The 13,645-nt window shown below is 60.7% G+C and carries 11 protein-coding genes; 6 read left to right on the top strand and 5 right to left on the bottom strand.

Features of this window, described 5'->3' with window-relative positions; all coding sequences use genetic code 11:
* Nucleotides 1-6 precede the first annotated feature (6 nt).
* Both epd and tkt read right to left on the bottom strand, forming a co-directional pair.
* Nucleotides 7-1,050, bottom strand: coding sequence for an erythrose-4-phosphate dehydrogenase (gene epd, locus JOE29_RS01100; RefSeq protein ID WP_003411999.1), 1,044 nt, complete (start codon nt 1,048-1,050; stop codon nt 7-9).
* An 83-nt stretch (nt 1,051-1,133) separates the two neighbouring features.
* Nucleotides 1,134-3,131 (bottom strand): transketolase, encoded by a 1,998-nt coding sequence (gene tkt, locus JOE29_RS01095; protein ID WP_003393691.1) that lies wholly within the window; start codon nt 3,129-3,131, stop codon nt 1,134-1,136.
* Between the two features lie 258 nt (nt 3,132-3,389).
* On the opposite strand from tkt, the gene JOE29_RS01090 reads away from it, so the two are divergent.
* The 4 genes from JOE29_RS01090 to JOE29_RS01075 all read left to right on the top strand — a co-directional run bounded on the left by JOE29_RS01090 (nt 3,390) and on the right by JOE29_RS01075 (nt 8,200).
* Complete coding sequence (locus JOE29_RS01090) at nt 3,390-4,385, top strand: metalloregulator ArsR/SmtB family transcription factor (RefSeq protein WP_210078726.1); 996 nt, start codon at nt 3,390-3,392, stop codon at nt 4,383-4,385.
* Nucleotides 4,386-4,405: 20 nt separating this feature from the next.
* On the top strand, nt 4,406-5,596 hold the full coding sequence (gene metK, locus JOE29_RS01085; RefSeq protein WP_002555698.1) for a methionine adenosyltransferase: 1,191 nt from the start codon (nt 4,406-4,408) through the stop codon (nt 5,594-5,596).
* 461 nt (nt 5,597-6,057) lie between these two features.
* Entirely contained in the window at nt 6,058-7,743 is a 1,686-nt protein-coding gene (gene ligB, locus JOE29_RS01080; RefSeq protein WP_210078725.1) for an NAD-dependent DNA ligase LigB, read from the top strand.
* A 40-nt stretch (nt 7,744-7,783) separates the two neighbouring features.
* On the top strand, nt 7,784-8,200 hold the full coding sequence (locus JOE29_RS01075) for a DUF1090 domain-containing protein (protein ID WP_003316364.1): 417 nt from the start codon (nt 7,784-7,786) through the stop codon (nt 8,198-8,200).
* 46 nt (nt 8,201-8,246) lie between these two features.
* Here JOE29_RS01075 and JOE29_RS01070 read toward each other — a convergent pair whose 3' ends face one another.
* The 3 genes from JOE29_RS01070 to JOE29_RS01060 form a co-directional block, all read right to left on the bottom strand.
* The gene (locus tag JOE29_RS01070; protein WP_210078724.1) at nt 8,247-8,648 is read right to left on the bottom strand and encodes an MAPEG family protein; all 402 of its coding nucleotides are present in this window, start codon (nt 8,646-8,648) and stop codon (nt 8,247-8,249) included.
* A 115-nt stretch (nt 8,649-8,763) separates the two neighbouring features.
* Complete coding sequence (locus JOE29_RS01065; protein ID WP_210078723.1) at nt 8,764-10,155, bottom strand: heavy metal sensor histidine kinase; 1,392 nt, start codon at nt 10,153-10,155, stop codon at nt 8,764-8,766.
* Nucleotides 10,152-10,826 carry a heavy metal response regulator transcription factor gene (locus JOE29_RS01060; RefSeq protein WP_003420115.1) on the bottom strand — a complete coding sequence of 225 codons (675 nt, stop codon included), beginning with the start codon at nt 10,824-10,826 and terminating at the stop codon, nt 10,152-10,154. The genes JOE29_RS01065 and JOE29_RS01060 overlap by 4 nt, the downstream gene beginning before the upstream one ends.
* Before the next feature lie 251 nt (nt 10,827-11,077).
* Between JOE29_RS01060 and JOE29_RS01055 the strand changes: the two genes are divergently transcribed.
* Both JOE29_RS01055 and JOE29_RS01050 read left to right on the top strand, forming a co-directional pair.
* A complete protein-coding gene (locus JOE29_RS01055; protein WP_210078722.1) occupies nt 11,078-12,304 on the top strand; it encodes a TolC family protein in 1,227 nt (408 codons plus the stop codon).
* A gap of 67 nt (nt 12,305-12,371) precedes the next feature.
* A complete protein-coding gene (locus JOE29_RS01050) occupies nt 12,372-13,625 on the top strand; it encodes an efflux RND transporter periplasmic adaptor subunit (RefSeq protein ID WP_046266707.1) in 1,254 nt (417 codons plus the stop codon).
* Nucleotides 13,626-13,645: the final 20 nt, after the last annotated feature.

The raw sequence follows: 13,645 nt of genomic DNA, 5'->3' as shown, positions 1-13,645 counted from the left end.
TTACTGTTATTGGTCAGCGACGCGCAGAAAGTGATCGGCGACGTCGAGCATTCGATTGGCAAAGCCCCACTCGTTGTCGAACCAGGCCAGCAGATTGACCAGCCGTGGTCCGGAAACGCGGGTCTGACTCGCATCGACAATGGCCGAATGCGGGTCATGGTTGAAATCGCAACTGGCGTGCGGCAGTTCAGTGTAGGCCAGCAGCCCCTTGAGCGGGCCGCTGGTGGCGGCCTCGCGCAGGATACGGTTGATCTCCACGGCATCGGTGTCTCGCGACATCTGCAAGGTAATGTCCAGACAGGACACATTCACCGTCGGCACGCGAACAGCTTTGGCCTGAATTCGGCCGGCAAGTTCCGGAAGCAGCCGTTCGATTCCGCGCGCCAGACCGGTGGATACCGGAATGATCGACTGGAAGGCCGAGCGGGTACGGCGCAGATCCTCGTGATGATAAGCGTCGATCACCGGTTGATCGTTCATCGCCGAGTGGATGGTGGTGATGGTCATGTATTCCAGGCCGATGGCCTGGTCCAGCAAGCGCAGCAGCGGCACACTGCAGTTGGTGGTACACGAGGCGGCCGAGACCAGCAGCTCGCGGCCAGTCAGCTTGTGCTGGTTGATGCCGAACACCACGGTGGCATCGACATCACGTTCACTGGCCATCGGCTGGGAAAACAGCACCCGCGGCGCACCGGCCTCCAGAAAACGCTGGCCGTCTTCGCGAGTGTTGTAGACGCCGGAGCACTCAAGCACCAGATCGACTTCCAGACCGGCCCAGTCTATGCCTTCCGGCGTCGCACTGCGCAGCACCTTGATCCGGTGGTCATTGATGTGCAGGTATTGCCCTTCGACCCGCACTTCGCCGGGGAACCGGCCGTGTGTGGAGTCAAAGCGCGTGAGGTATTCAAGACTGGCCATGTCGGCCAGATCGTTGATGGCAACCACTTCAAACCCGGCCTTGGCCCCTCGCTCGCACAGCGCGCGAACGACACAACGACCAATACGGCCGTAACCGTTCAGAGCAACTTTGTAGGGGCGGGGCTGGGGCATGAAATTTTCGCCAGGGAATAACAATCATGTGGGAGCGAAGCGTCGCCCGGTCCGCTCCCACAACATCAACATCACATAGCTGATCAGTCTTCCAGCAGTTCTTCAGCAGTGCTCAGGACGTTTTCCAGCGTGAACCCGAACTCTTCGAACAGCGCTGGCGCAGGGGCCGACTCGCCGAAGGTGGTCATGCCGATCACACGCCCTTCCAGGCCGACGTATTTGTACCAGTAGTCGGCATGAGCCGCTTCGATCGCAATACGCGCGCTGACCTGCAACGGCAGCACTGCCTGCTTGTACGCAGCATCCTGAGCTTCGAAAATGCTGGTGCATGGCATGGACACCACGCGCACGTTGCGACCCTGCTCGGTCAGCTTGTCGTAAGCCTGCACAGCCAGACCGACTTCCGAACCGGTTGCGATCAGGATCAGCTCAGGCTCGGCCGCGCAATCACGCAGCACGTAGCCGCCACGCGCGATGTACGACAGTTGCTTCTCGTCACGCGCCTGGTGAGTCAGGTTCTGACGGGAGAAGATCAGTGCCGACGGGCCATCGTCACGCTCGATAGCGTGCTTCCAGGCCACGGCCGATTCCACCGCATCCGCAGGACGCCAGGTGTCCAGGTTCGGTGTGGTACGCAGGCTGGTCAGCTGCTCGATCGGCTGGTGAGTCGGGCCGTCTTCGCCCAGACCGATGGAATCGTGGGTGAATACGTAGATCACGCGCTTCTTCATCAACGAGGCCATACGCACAGCGTTGCGAGCATATTCCATGAAGATCAGGAAGGTTGCGCCGTAAGGCACGAAGCCGCCGTGCAGGGCGATGCCGTTCATCATGGCGCCCATGCCGAACTCGCGAACACCGTAATGCAGGTAGTTGCCGTTAGGGTCTTCGCCGGTGATGCTCTTGCAGCCTTTCCAGATGGTCAGGTTGGACCCGGCAAGGTCAGCCGAACCACCCAGAATTTCAGGCAGCAACGGGCCCAGTGCTCCCAGCGCGTTCTGGCTGGCCTTGCGGCTGGCGATGGTTTCGCCCTTGGCGTTGACTTCGGCGACATAAGCCGCTGATTTTTCAGCGAAATCGGCAGGCAATTGCCCACTCATACGACGAATGAAATCGTTGGCCAGCTCCGGGAAGGCGGCGGAATAATCAGCAAAACGCTGATCCCACTCGGCTTCGGCAGCCAGGCCTTTTTCCTTCCCGTTCCACTCGGCATAGATGTCAGCCGGGATTTCGAAAGGACCGTGGTTCCACTTCAGTGCAGCACGGGTCAGGGCGATTTCGTCAGCACCCAGCGGCGCACCGTGGGACTCTTCCTTGCCCTGCTTGTTCGGCGAACCGAAACCGATGGTGGTCTTGCAGCAGATCAGCGTTGGCTGATCGCTCTTGCGAGCGGTTTCGATGGCCGTCTTGATTTCTTCAGGGTCATGACCGTCGACATTGCGGATCACCAACCAGCCGTAGGACTCGAAACGCTTCGGCGTATCGTCGGTGAACCAGCCTTCCACTTCACCATCGATGGAGATGCCGTTGTCGTCGTAGAACGCGATCAGCTTGTTCAGTTGCAACGTACCGGCCAGCGAGGCCGCTTCGTGGGAAATACCTTCCATCATGCAGCCATCGCCCATGAACACGTAGGTATGGTGATCGACGATGGAGTGGCCTGGACGGTTGAACTGCGCGGCAAGCGTTTTCTCGGCAGCAGCGAAACCGACGGCGTTGGCAAAGCCCTGACCCAGCGGACCGGTGGTGGTCTCGACGCCAGGCGTGTAACCGTATTCCGGGTGGCCGGGAGTACGGCTGTGCAATTGACGAAAGTTTTTCAGGTCGTCGATGGACAGGTCGTAGCCGGTCAGGTGCAGCAGCGAATAGACCAGCATCGAGCCGTGGCCGTTGGACATAATGAAACGGTCACGGTCGGCGAACGAAGGGTTTGCCGGGTTGTGTTTCATATAATCGCGCCAAAGAACCTCGGCGATATCCGCCATGCCCATGGGGGCACCCGGATGGCCGCTGTTGGCTTTTTGCACGGCATCCATGCTGAGGGCACGAATAGCGTTGGCACGCTCACGACGGCTTGGCATCGCTGATCTCCTGGGAATTAAGAAATAGGATTGAGAAAAAGAAGGCTATTTTCCCTCACGGACAGGCCGGGGGCAATCACAGATAGACGACCATAGGCTTTTTTCCGGGGTTGCGGACATTATTTGGTACGCAAAGACTGGATCACCCGCCTGCTCGACAAGTTCACAACGGCTGACCGGCGCCACCCACCCAGCAATATCAAAACTTTTTGATATTGCCCTTGCGACACTCCGAATCGCTCTCTAGACTGCGCAGCTATGAACCTGCGTGTACCTGCCATTCGCCATGATGCATGCGACGACCTCTCTGCATTGTGCAAGGCCGGCGGCGATCCCTTGCGGCTGAACGTGCTGCGTGTGCTGACCAACGACTCGTTCGGCGTGCTGGAACTGGCGCAGATTTTCGCCATCGGCCAGTCCGGCATGAGTCATCACCTCAAGGTGCTGGCGCAGGCCGATCTGGTAGCGACACGGCGTGAAGGCAACGCGATTTTCTACCGGCGCGCCCTGCCCCATACCGAGTTGCCGGGTGGCAGGCTGCATGCGGCGCTGCTCGATGAGGTGGATACGCTGGACTTGCCAGACGACGTACAGAGCCGTATCGGCCTGGTGCATCGGCAACGGGCATCAGCCAGCCAGGATTTTTTCGCCCGTACCGCAGAAAAGTTTCGTGCCCAGCAGGACCTGATCGCCGGTTTGGCGCAGTACAGCGAAAGCCTGCTGATCTTGCTCGACAAACTGAGCTTCGGCGCCCAGGCAACCGCTCTGGAAGTAGGCCCCGGTGACGGCGGCTTCCTCCCTGAGCTGGCGCGACGCTTCGCTCAGGTCATTGCGATGGACAACAGCCCGGTCATGCTCGATCTGGCGCGTGGCGTCTGCGAGCGCAAGGCACTGGCTAACGTTGAGCTGAGGCTGGCCGATGCACTGACCGACGCTAAAGTCAGCGCCGATTGCGTCGTCCTCAACATGGTGCTGCATCATTTCGCGGTACCGGCCGAAGCCTTGAGGCAACTGGCCGAACATGTAAAACCCGGCGGTAGCCTGCTGGTAACAGAATTGTGTAGTCATGACCAGAGTTGGGCCAGGGAGGCCTGTGGCGATCTCTGGTTAGGTTTCGAGCAGGAAGACCTGGCCCGTTGGGCCATCGCTGCGGGGCTAGTTCCCGGGGAAAGCCTCTATGTAGGCTTACGTAATGGTTTCCAGATCCAGGTTCGCCATTTTCAGCGACCGGCTGGCGACACTCACCATCGGTAAAATGAAGGAAACCCGTAGAGATGAGCGAATACTCACTTTTCACCTCCGAGTCCGTGTCCGAAGGGCATCCGGACAAGATCGCCGACCAGATTTCCGACGCGGTTCTGGACGCCATCATCGCTGAAGACAAATACGCACGTGTAGCGTGCGAAACACTGGTCAAGACCGGTGTGGCGATCATCGCTGGCGAAGTATCGACTTCGGCTTGGGTCGATCTGGAAGACATCGTGCGTAACGTCATCCTCGACATCGGCTACAACAGCTCCGACGTCGGTTTCGACGGCGCCACCTGCGGCGTGATGAACATCATCGGCAAGCAGTCGGTAGACATCGCCCAGGGCGTTGACCGCAGCAAACCTGAAGATCAGGGCGCTGGCGACCAGGGCCTGATGTTCGGCTATGCCAGTAACGAGACCGACGTGCTGATGCCAGCACCGATCACCTTCTCCCACCAGCTGGTGCAGCGTCAGGCCGAAGCGCGTAAATCCGGCCTGCTACCGTGGCTGCGCCCGGATGCCAAATCCCAGGTTACCTGCCGTTACGAAAACGGCAAGGTGGTCGGCGTCGACGCCATCGTCCTGTCGACCCAGCACAACCCGGATGTGTCGTACAAGGACCTGCGCGAAGGCGTGATGGAGCTGATCGTCAAGCACGTCATCCCTGCGCACCTGCTGCACAAGGACACCCAGTTCCACATCAACCCGACCGGCAACTTCATCATCGGTGGCCCGGTAGGCGACTGCGGTCTGACCGGCCGCAAGATCATCGTCGACACCTACGGCGGCATGGCCCGTCACGGTGGCGGTGCATTCTCCGGCAAGGACCCATCGAAGGTTGACCGTTCGGCCGCCTACGCCGGTCGTTACGTCGCCAAGAACATCGTCGCTGCCGGCCTGGCCGAGCGTTGCGAAATCCAGGTGTCCTACGCCATCGGCGTCGCTCAACCGACCTCGATCTCGCTGAACACGTTCGGCACCGGCAAGCTGTCCGATGACAAGATCATCAAGCTGGTCCGCGACAACTTCGACCTGCGTCCTTACGCAATCACCACCATGCTCGACCTGCTGCACCCGATGTACCAGGCCACTGCAGCCTACGGCCACTTCGGTCGTACCCCGGTCGAAATGACCGTTGGCGATGACACCTTCACCGCCTTCACCTGGGAAAAAACCGACCGCGCCGACGCCCTGCGCGCAGCTGCCGGCCTGTAAAAACCCAGAAAAAAGCCCCGGACGACCTGGTCGTTTCGGGGCTTTTTTTCGTCTGGAGATATGGACGGTCCGAGTCCGATCAAGAAAATGCGGCGCGCCGCAGACTTGTGACGCAGAGCGTCACGCAAGGCATTACCACGCTGGAGCGTGAGGAATGAGAGCCAGGCGGGAGAACACTATCGTGCCCAGGCTCCGCGCTCATCGCTATACACAAGTCTTGCTCACGAAAAGGCCGGCGCAGTCACTGAGCACCCTGCGTGGACATGCCCTTCGGCAAGAGCAATGCGTACCAAACTCCTGTGGGAGTGAGCTTGCTCACGAAGAGGCCAGTGCAGCCACTGAGCACTCTGCGTGGACATGCCGCTCTGCCCCATCGCAAAACCCGGTAACCAAGCCCTACCCCATCACCACGCGACAACGACTAGCCTCATCGGGCCCATTCCTAAAGCAAGGATGCTTCGATGCTGCCAACCTTTCGCCTGATGACGTGTGCTCTTGTGTTTCTTCTGCCCGGCCTCGGCCATGCCAGCCAATGCCCTGACTGGTCTGCCGCCAAGGCGCGCAGCGAAATCACTGCGTTGCAACAGCAGATTGCCGCGTGGGATGACAGCTACCACCGGCAGGGCATTTCGCAAATCCCGGATGAGCTCTACGATCAGGCGCGGCAGAAGCTGAGCCTGTGGCGCTCGTGCTTTGCCGTTTCCACCCCAGAGTCCAATCCGCTAAAGACAGCAGCTGGCCCGTTGCCTCATCCCGTTCCGCACACGGGCGTCAACAAGCTGGCCGACGAAGGCAGCGTCAAGGACTGGCTCAAGGGCCGCAACGATCTGTGGATTCAACCCAAGGTCGATGGCGTAGCCGTCACGCTGGTCTATGAACAAGGCCAGCTTGTGCAGGCGATCAGTCGTGGTGATGGGCGCAAGGGGCAGGACTGGACCTCGCAGGCGCGACTGATCAAAACCATTCCTCAACAACTGCCCCAGGCTGAATCCCCAGTACTGCAAGGCGAGCTGTACTGGCGGCTGGACGACCACATTCAGGCCGCGTCCGGCAGCGTCAACGCGCGCAGCAAGGTCGCAGGATTACTGGCGCGGCAGACGATCAGCCCGCAGCAGGCCGACGCCATCGGGCTATTCGTCTGGGACTGGCCGAACGGGCCGGCCGATATGGCGCAACGTCTCGCAGGCCTGCAAGCCATGGGTTTTGAGGACAGCGCAGCCTATACGCATCCACTGCAAAACTACGCCCAGGCCGCACGATGGCGCGAGCATTGGTATCGCAATCCCCTGCCGTTCGCCACGGATGGCGTGATCATGCGCCAGGGTCAACGTCCACCCGCGCAACGCTGGCAAGCCAGTGCGCCTTACTGGATTGCCGCCTGGAAACATCCCTACGCCCAGGCGCTGGCCGAGGTGCGCAAGGTCAACTTCAAGATCGGCCGCAGTGGCAGGATTACGCCGGTGCTGGAGCTGACCCCGGTACGTCTCGATGATCGTACCGTCAGCCGCATCAGCACGGGCTCGCTGCAGCGCTGGCAAACACTGGATATCAGGCCTGGCGATCAGGTCGCCGTGAGCCTGGCCGGGCTGACGATTCCACGACTCGATGGCGTGGTGTCCCGTGCTGCTGAACGAGCTGACATGATCATTCCACGAGCCGACGACTTTCATGAACTGAGCTGCTGGCAAGCCACACCAGGCTGTGAAAGCCAGTTCCGCGCCAGACTGGCATGGCTCAGCGGCAAGAAAGGCCTGGCGTTGCCCGGCGTTGGTCCGGGGACCTGGAACACGCTTATCGAGAACGGCCAAATAATGGGCTTACTCGATTGGATGACCCTGAATCATGCTGAGCTTGTTAACATTCCCGGCTTCGCTGAACGCAGTAGCGCTAAACTGCTCGACAGCCTGCAAACCGCACGCGAACGGCCGTTTCAGACATGGCTCAAGGCCATCGGACTGCCGCCCACGGGAGGCGCCAGACTGCCCGACAACTGGCACGAACTGGCTGACCGTAGCGTTGAGCAATGGCAAGCAGAGCCAGGCATTGGTCCTGGTCGTGCGGCCAGACTGAGGGCTTTTTTTCAGGACCCACAGGTACAGGCACTGAGCCAGCAATTGCAGGCACAGAGCATTTCAGGTTTTAAGTAGCGGACGTTCATTTTTCTGTCCGTATTCAAACGGAGTTCATATGCAGTTTTTATCGCCACTGATTCTTTTCACCAGCTGCACGCTGCTCGCTACAACCGTGTTCGCAGACGCACAGGCGCCCTCCCCAGTGCAGTCCGAATGCCAGATCAAAAGCCAGGAAATCAGCAGCAAGATTCAGTACGCCAAGACCGAGGGTAACAAGGCGGAACAGTCCGACCTTGAAAAGGCACTGGCCGAGGTCAATGCCAACTGCACCGAAACGTCATTGATCAAACAGCGCAAGCAGAAAGTGCTCGACGCCAAGCAGGAAGTCAGCCGCCGTCAGACCGACTTGAACAAGGCCATGGAAAAGGGCGATCCGGAGAAGATCAACAAGCGCAAGGACAAGCTCGCCGATTCGCGCAAGGAATTGCAGGAAGCCCAGACCGAACTCGAGAAAGTCCAGTCAGACGACTGATCAGGTCGCGACGCTGCCCACGATCGGCAGCGTCGCGAACAGACTGTCAGGACACGGCTGGGAAAGCCGATACCCCGAACAGCGCGATGATCAGGCCCATGCCCACCAGCCAGACAAGCGAGCGCAGTGCGGCCAGATCGGCCAGGTAGAAAATGATGTACAGCAGGCGGCTGGTGATAAACAACACCGCCAGCACATCAATCGTCACCAACTGCGCGTTACCGGCAACGTGCGCAATGATCACCGCCGCAGCAAACGCCGGGGTCACTTCAAAGCTGTTCATCTGGGCAGCATGCGCGCGGCGCGGGAACCCTTCCAGCTTGTCGAGAAAGGCCCGCGGGTCATGGTTATGCCCGCTGCCAAATTTGCCGCTGCCGAACTTGGCGATACCGGCACAGATAATCGGCAGCAGGATCGCGACCAGCACGCACCAGAAAGCAACTGTCATACGTCCATCCTTATAGGGTTCAGCTTCATCGGAAGCATCCGGGCAATACCCGCTCACAAGCTATGAGCCGGGGGTCAGCGAAAGGTTCTTGAAGAACGACCACCAACCTGACGCATTACACCAGTTTAGGAAAGATCAGACTGAACGTGGTGAATTGGCCTGGCTCGCTCTGCACCGTAACCTGCCCTTCGTGCAAGCTCATGATGGAACGCACGATCGCCAGCCCGAGCCCGGTCCCGCCCTGCTGTCGCGCTCGGCTGACATGCACCCGATAGAAACGATCGAACAGGCGTGGCAAGTGCTCGGCATCGATGCCATCCCCCGCATTGCGCACTGCCAGTGACACTTCATCCTCATGCGTGGCAAGCGTGAGGGTAATGACGCTGCCCGACAGACCGTGACGAATGGCGTTGGACAGCAGATTGGAAATCGCTCGCTGGATCATCAGCCGGTCACCGCTCGCCCTGGCGTGCCCCTGAACCTGCAAGGTGATGTCGCGATCCTCCGCCGAGGAGGAAAACAGTTCGGCGACCTTGTCTGCCTCCTGGCGAAGGTCGATGACCTCGACCGGCAACGGCGCTGCGGGCTGGCTGACGCTGGCCAGAAACAGCATCTGACTGATCATGCGCGACATGCGCTCCAGCTCTTCGGTGCAGGATTCGAGTGCCTGCTTGTACTCCTCCGACGGGCGCGGTCTGGACAGCGTGACCTGCGCCCTGCCCATCAGGTTGTTCATCGGCGAGCGCAGCTCATGCGCAAGGTCGTCCGAGAACTGCGCCAGTTGCTGCACATCACCGTCCAGCCTGTGCAACATGAAGTTGACCGCATGTGCCAGGTCGCGCAACTCGTCAGGCAGGCCCTTCACTTTCATCCGATGAGACAGGTCGCGGGCCGAGATCAGCGCAGTGACTTTCCTGAACGCCCCCAGCGGCCTGAGCCCGCGACGCACCACCCACCAGACGCCAAAGCCGACCAGCAGCAGAATCACCGGCAAGGCCAAACACGTCGATCTCACGTAAGCGTGCAGCAGCACGGTGTCGCTTTCCCTGTCCATGGACAGCCTGACCAGCACGTCCTGACCGGTCTTGAGGCGTACGGTCCTGTAACCCAGCAGAATCTTGTGGCCCTGCTCGGATTTCAGTTCCTGAAAGCCTTGCGGCAGCGCATCGGTATCAGGAACCGGCAGACTTCGTCCCTCTTGGCTACCGACGCTCATCAACTCTTGCCGAGGGTTGCCCACGTCGAAGATGGTCAGCGAGAAGCTGTCATGCCCGACGATCTGGTCACGCAGCGTGTGGGGGTACTGGACGATGTCGACGACCCCCAAAAAACCCTCGCTCATGCTGTGTTCGATCTGCCTGAACTTCTCGTTCAACGCGTCTTCGGCACGTATATCGAGCTGACGGGAAATGGCTGCGTATGCAAGCATTTCCATCATCAGCACCAGGCACCCGATGAGCGCCGCGACCGTCAATCCGAGACGTGTCGAGAGACGGGTCAGCTTCATTCACGCACTTCCAGTACGTAACCGACGCCACGCAGCGTGTGAATCAGCTTGGTCTCGAACGGATCGTCGATCTTCGCGCGCAGACGGCGGATCGACACCTCCACCACATTGGTGTCGCAATCGAAGTTCATGTCCCAGACCAGAGAGATGATCTGGGTGCGCGACATGACTTCGCCGCTGTGCCGCATCAACAGGTGCAACAGCGCGAATTCCTTGGTCGTCAGGTCGATGCGCTGGCTGCCGCGGAATGCCCTGTGGCGCCCCTGATCCAGCTCAAGATCGCCGACCTGCAACACCTTGGAAGTGCTGGTCTGCTCGCTGCGGCGCATCAGCGTGCGGACCCGTGCCAGCAACTCGGGAAACTCGAACGGCTTGACCAGATAATCATCGGCGCCCATTTCCAGGCCCTTGACCTTCTCCTCAAGACGCCCGCGTGCAGTGACCATCATGATGCGCGTACTGACGGTCTTCCTCAGGCGGCTCAACACCTCCCAGCCGTCCATCTCCGGCAGGTTCACGTCCAGTATCACCACATCGTAAGCCTGATGCTGCGCGAGATAGAGCCCATCGAGACCAGTTGCCGCGATATCGACGATATAGCCGCTTTCGGTCAGACCCTGATGCATGTATTCGGCAGTTTTCGGCTCGTCCTCGACGACAAGGATTCGCATAACCAGGCTTCCTGTTTGATGAACGGTGGATGACGATGCCGTGCAGTGTACTGAAAAGAAACGCCCATCCCGCTGGATAACAAAATCGTAATTTTGCAGCAATCCCTCTGATAACTCCGGTTGCATACAGTCCCCTCAGCCAACTTCAGCGCCCTGGTGCCTGTTTGTTTTTTGCTTTCGATGGGGTGAGTCATGCGACTGGAGAATAACGTGCGCGCTCAGCGTACAGATCGATTGGCAGGGAGTGCGCTATGAGAGTCGCCGCACTTTGCCTGGTGTTGTTACCGCTTGTTGCCCCTGGCATTGCCGCAGCCCAGGGCATCAGCCTGGCTCAGGCACTGGAAGCCGCCTTCGCCCGTAACCCGGAACTGGCCGCAGCTCAGTGGGAGATCGGCGTCGCCGAGGGCGATCGACAGCAGGCCGGGCTGATCCCCAACCCGACAGTGTCATGGGAAGTGGAAGACACCCGCCGCGAGACCAGCACCACCACCGTGATGCTCAGCCAGGCACTGGAACTGGGCGGCAAGCGCGGGGCGCGGATCGAGGCCGCCAGCAAGGGTCAGGACGCTGCGCGTCTGGAGCTGGAGCGGCGCGGCAACGAGCTGCGTGCCGAAGTGGTTCAGGCGTTTTACGCAGCCGCGCGGGCACAGGCTGGCCTGGAGCTGGCGCGCCAATCCAGAACACTGGCCGAGCGCGGTCTTGAGGTTGCCGAAGGGCGAGTCCGGGCGGGCAAGGTATCGCCGGTGGAAGCCACACGCGCCCAAGTGCAACTGGCCGAAACCGACCTGCTGGTCCGCCGCGCCGAGACCCTGAAAATCAACAGCAACCGCGAGCTGGCGCGCACCACCGGTTCGCCGGTCGCCTCTTTCGAACGTCTGGACTACAACGACCTGTCGCCAGGCAAGCTGCCACCGAGCGCAAAGCTACTGACCGCCCTCAATCAGTCCGCCGAGCTGCGCCTGGCGCAGACCCAGATCGAGCAGCGCGAAGCGGCGCTGGGGTCGGAGCGCGCCAAGCGCATCCCGGACCTGACCGTCAGCGTCGGCAGCCAGTACAGCCGCGAAGAGCGCGAGCGGGTCAACGTCGTGGGCTTGTCGATGCCACTGCCGCTGTTCGACCGCAATCAAGGCAACGTGCTCGCGGCATCACGCCGTGCCGACCAGTCGCGCGACCTGCGCAACGCCGTCGAACTGAAGCTGCGCACTCAGACGCAGTCCGCCCTCGATCAATGGAACACAGCCGCGCAGGAAGTCGAGTCCTTCGACCGCGTGATCCTGCCCGCCGCGCAACGCGCCGTCGACACGGCAACGCGCGGTTTCGAGATGGGCAAGTTCGGCTTTCTCGAAGTGCTGGACGCGCAACGGACGCTGATCTCGGCGCGCAGCCAGTACCTCGAATCGCTGGCCACCGCCACCGAGGCCAGAGTCGCCATCGAGCGTATCCACGGTGATCTCAACCGCTTCAGCCTCAACCCCTGACTTTCCTTTTCCGCCTGTATCGAGCGTATCCAAAAGTGCTGCATGCACCTGATCGCCGGGAGCCTTCATGAACAACAAACGAAGCATTGCCATCGCGCTGGCGGTGGTGGTCATCATTGGTCTGGGCAGTCTGACCCTGAACCCGCAGATACTGCCGTTCGCAGCCGGACCAGAACCGTCAGCCGATGAGCACGCGCATGAATCCGGGCAGGGCCATGCTGAAGAGCCAGGCCACGCCGACGAGGCGAAAAAACCGGACGCCGCAGCCTCGGAAGCTTCTCACGAAGAGGAAGAGGGACACATCGAGCTGACTGCCGAGCAGATCAAGGCGGCAGGCATCGAGCTGGCCAGCGCAGAACCCCGGCAGATGAGCACGACCGTGACCTTCCCCGGTGAAATCCGCTTCGATGAAGACCGCACTGCGCATGTCGTGCCGCGGGTCAGCGGCGTGGTCGAAGCGGTGAAGGTCGATCTGGGTCAGTCGGTGAAAAAGGGCCAGGTGCTGGCGGTGATTGCCAGCCAGCAGATTTCCGATCAGCGCAGCGAATTGAACGCTGCACAACGACGTCAGGAACTGGCGCGCCTGACCTTGCAACGCGAAAAGAAACTCTGGGAAGACAAAATCTCGGCCGAGCAGGATTACTTGCAGGCGCGTCAGGACTTTCAGGAAGCCGACATCAACCTCGCCAACGCGCGGCAGAAGATCAGCGCCATCGGTGCCAGCACCCACCCTTCAGCGGGCAACCGCTACGAGCTGATCGCACCGTTTGATGCCGTGGTCGTGGAAAAGCACCTGGGCATCGGCGAGATGGTCAGCGAGGCGAGCAACGCCTTCACGCTGTCCGACCTGTCGCGTGTCTGGGCCACCTTCGGCGTAGCGCCCAGGGATCTGGACAAGGTGGTGGTCGGTCGTCCGGTCATCGTCAGTGCGCCCGACCTGAATGCCCGGGTCGAAGGACGAGTCGGCTACGTCGGCAGCCTGCTGGGCGAGCAGACCCGCGCTGCGGCCGTGCGCGTGACGCTGGCCAACCCGCAGGGCGCGTGGCGTCCCGGCCTGTTCGTTTCGGTGGAAGTCGCCGCCGAGCAGTCCAGTGTTGCGGTGAGTCTTCCCGAATCGGCGATCCAGTCGGTCGAGGACAAGCCCTCGGTCTTCGTGCGCAACGTTGAAGGTTTTCAACTGACGCCGGTGACACTTGGCCGCCGCGATGGTGGCCACGTGGAAATCGTCAAGGGCCTGGCGGCCGGCACACAAGTGGCCACCGCCGGCAGTTTCATCCTCAAGTCGGAGCTGGGCAAAGGCTCCGCCGAGCACGCCCATTGATCTGCGTCCCACGAGTACAC

Source organism: Pseudomonas sp. PvP009, from assembly GCF_017832995.1.
Lineage (GTDB): Bacteria > Pseudomonadota > Gammaproteobacteria > Pseudomonadales > Pseudomonadaceae > Aquipseudomonas > Aquipseudomonas syringae.
Note: the sequence above shows the minus strand (reverse complement) of the source record. Positions and strands in the feature narration are given on the sequence as shown.

Excerpts from the sequence above, each read along its gene's own strand:
- epd (WP_003411999.1), bottom strand. The coding sequence starts at position 1,050 with ATGCCCCAGCCCCGCCCCTACAAAGTTGCTCTGAACGGTTACGGCCGT.
- tkt (WP_003393691.1), bottom strand. The coding sequence starts at position 3,131 with ATGCCAAGCCGTCGTGAGCGTGCCAACGCTATTCGTGCCCTCAGCATG.
- JOE29_RS01090 (WP_210078726.1), top strand. The coding sequence starts at position 3,390 with ATGAACCTGCGTGTACCTGCCATTCGCCATGATGCATGCGACGACCTC.
- metK (WP_002555698.1), top strand. The coding sequence starts at position 4,406 with ATGAGCGAATACTCACTTTTCACCTCCGAGTCCGTGTCCGAAGGGCAT.
- ligB (WP_210078725.1), top strand. The coding sequence starts at position 6,058 with ATGCTGCCAACCTTTCGCCTGATGACGTGTGCTCTTGTGTTTCTTCTG.
- JOE29_RS01075 (WP_003316364.1), top strand. The coding sequence starts at position 7,784 with ATGCAGTTTTTATCGCCACTGATTCTTTTCACCAGCTGCACGCTGCTC.
- JOE29_RS01070 (WP_210078724.1), bottom strand. The coding sequence starts at position 8,648 with ATGACAGTTGCTTTCTGGTGCGTGCTGGTCGCGATCCTGCTGCCGATT.
- JOE29_RS01065 (WP_210078723.1), bottom strand. The coding sequence starts at position 10,155 with ATGAAGCTGACCCGTCTCTCGACACGTCTCGGATTGACGGTCGCGGCG.
- JOE29_RS01060 (WP_003420115.1), bottom strand. The coding sequence starts at position 10,826 with ATGCGAATCCTTGTCGTCGAGGACGAGCCGAAAACTGCCGAATACATG.
- JOE29_RS01055 (WP_210078722.1), top strand. The coding sequence starts at position 11,078 with ATGAGAGTCGCCGCACTTTGCCTGGTGTTGTTACCGCTTGTTGCCCCT.
- JOE29_RS01050 (WP_046266707.1), top strand. The coding sequence starts at position 12,372 with ATGAACAACAAACGAAGCATTGCCATCGCGCTGGCGGTGGTGGTCATC.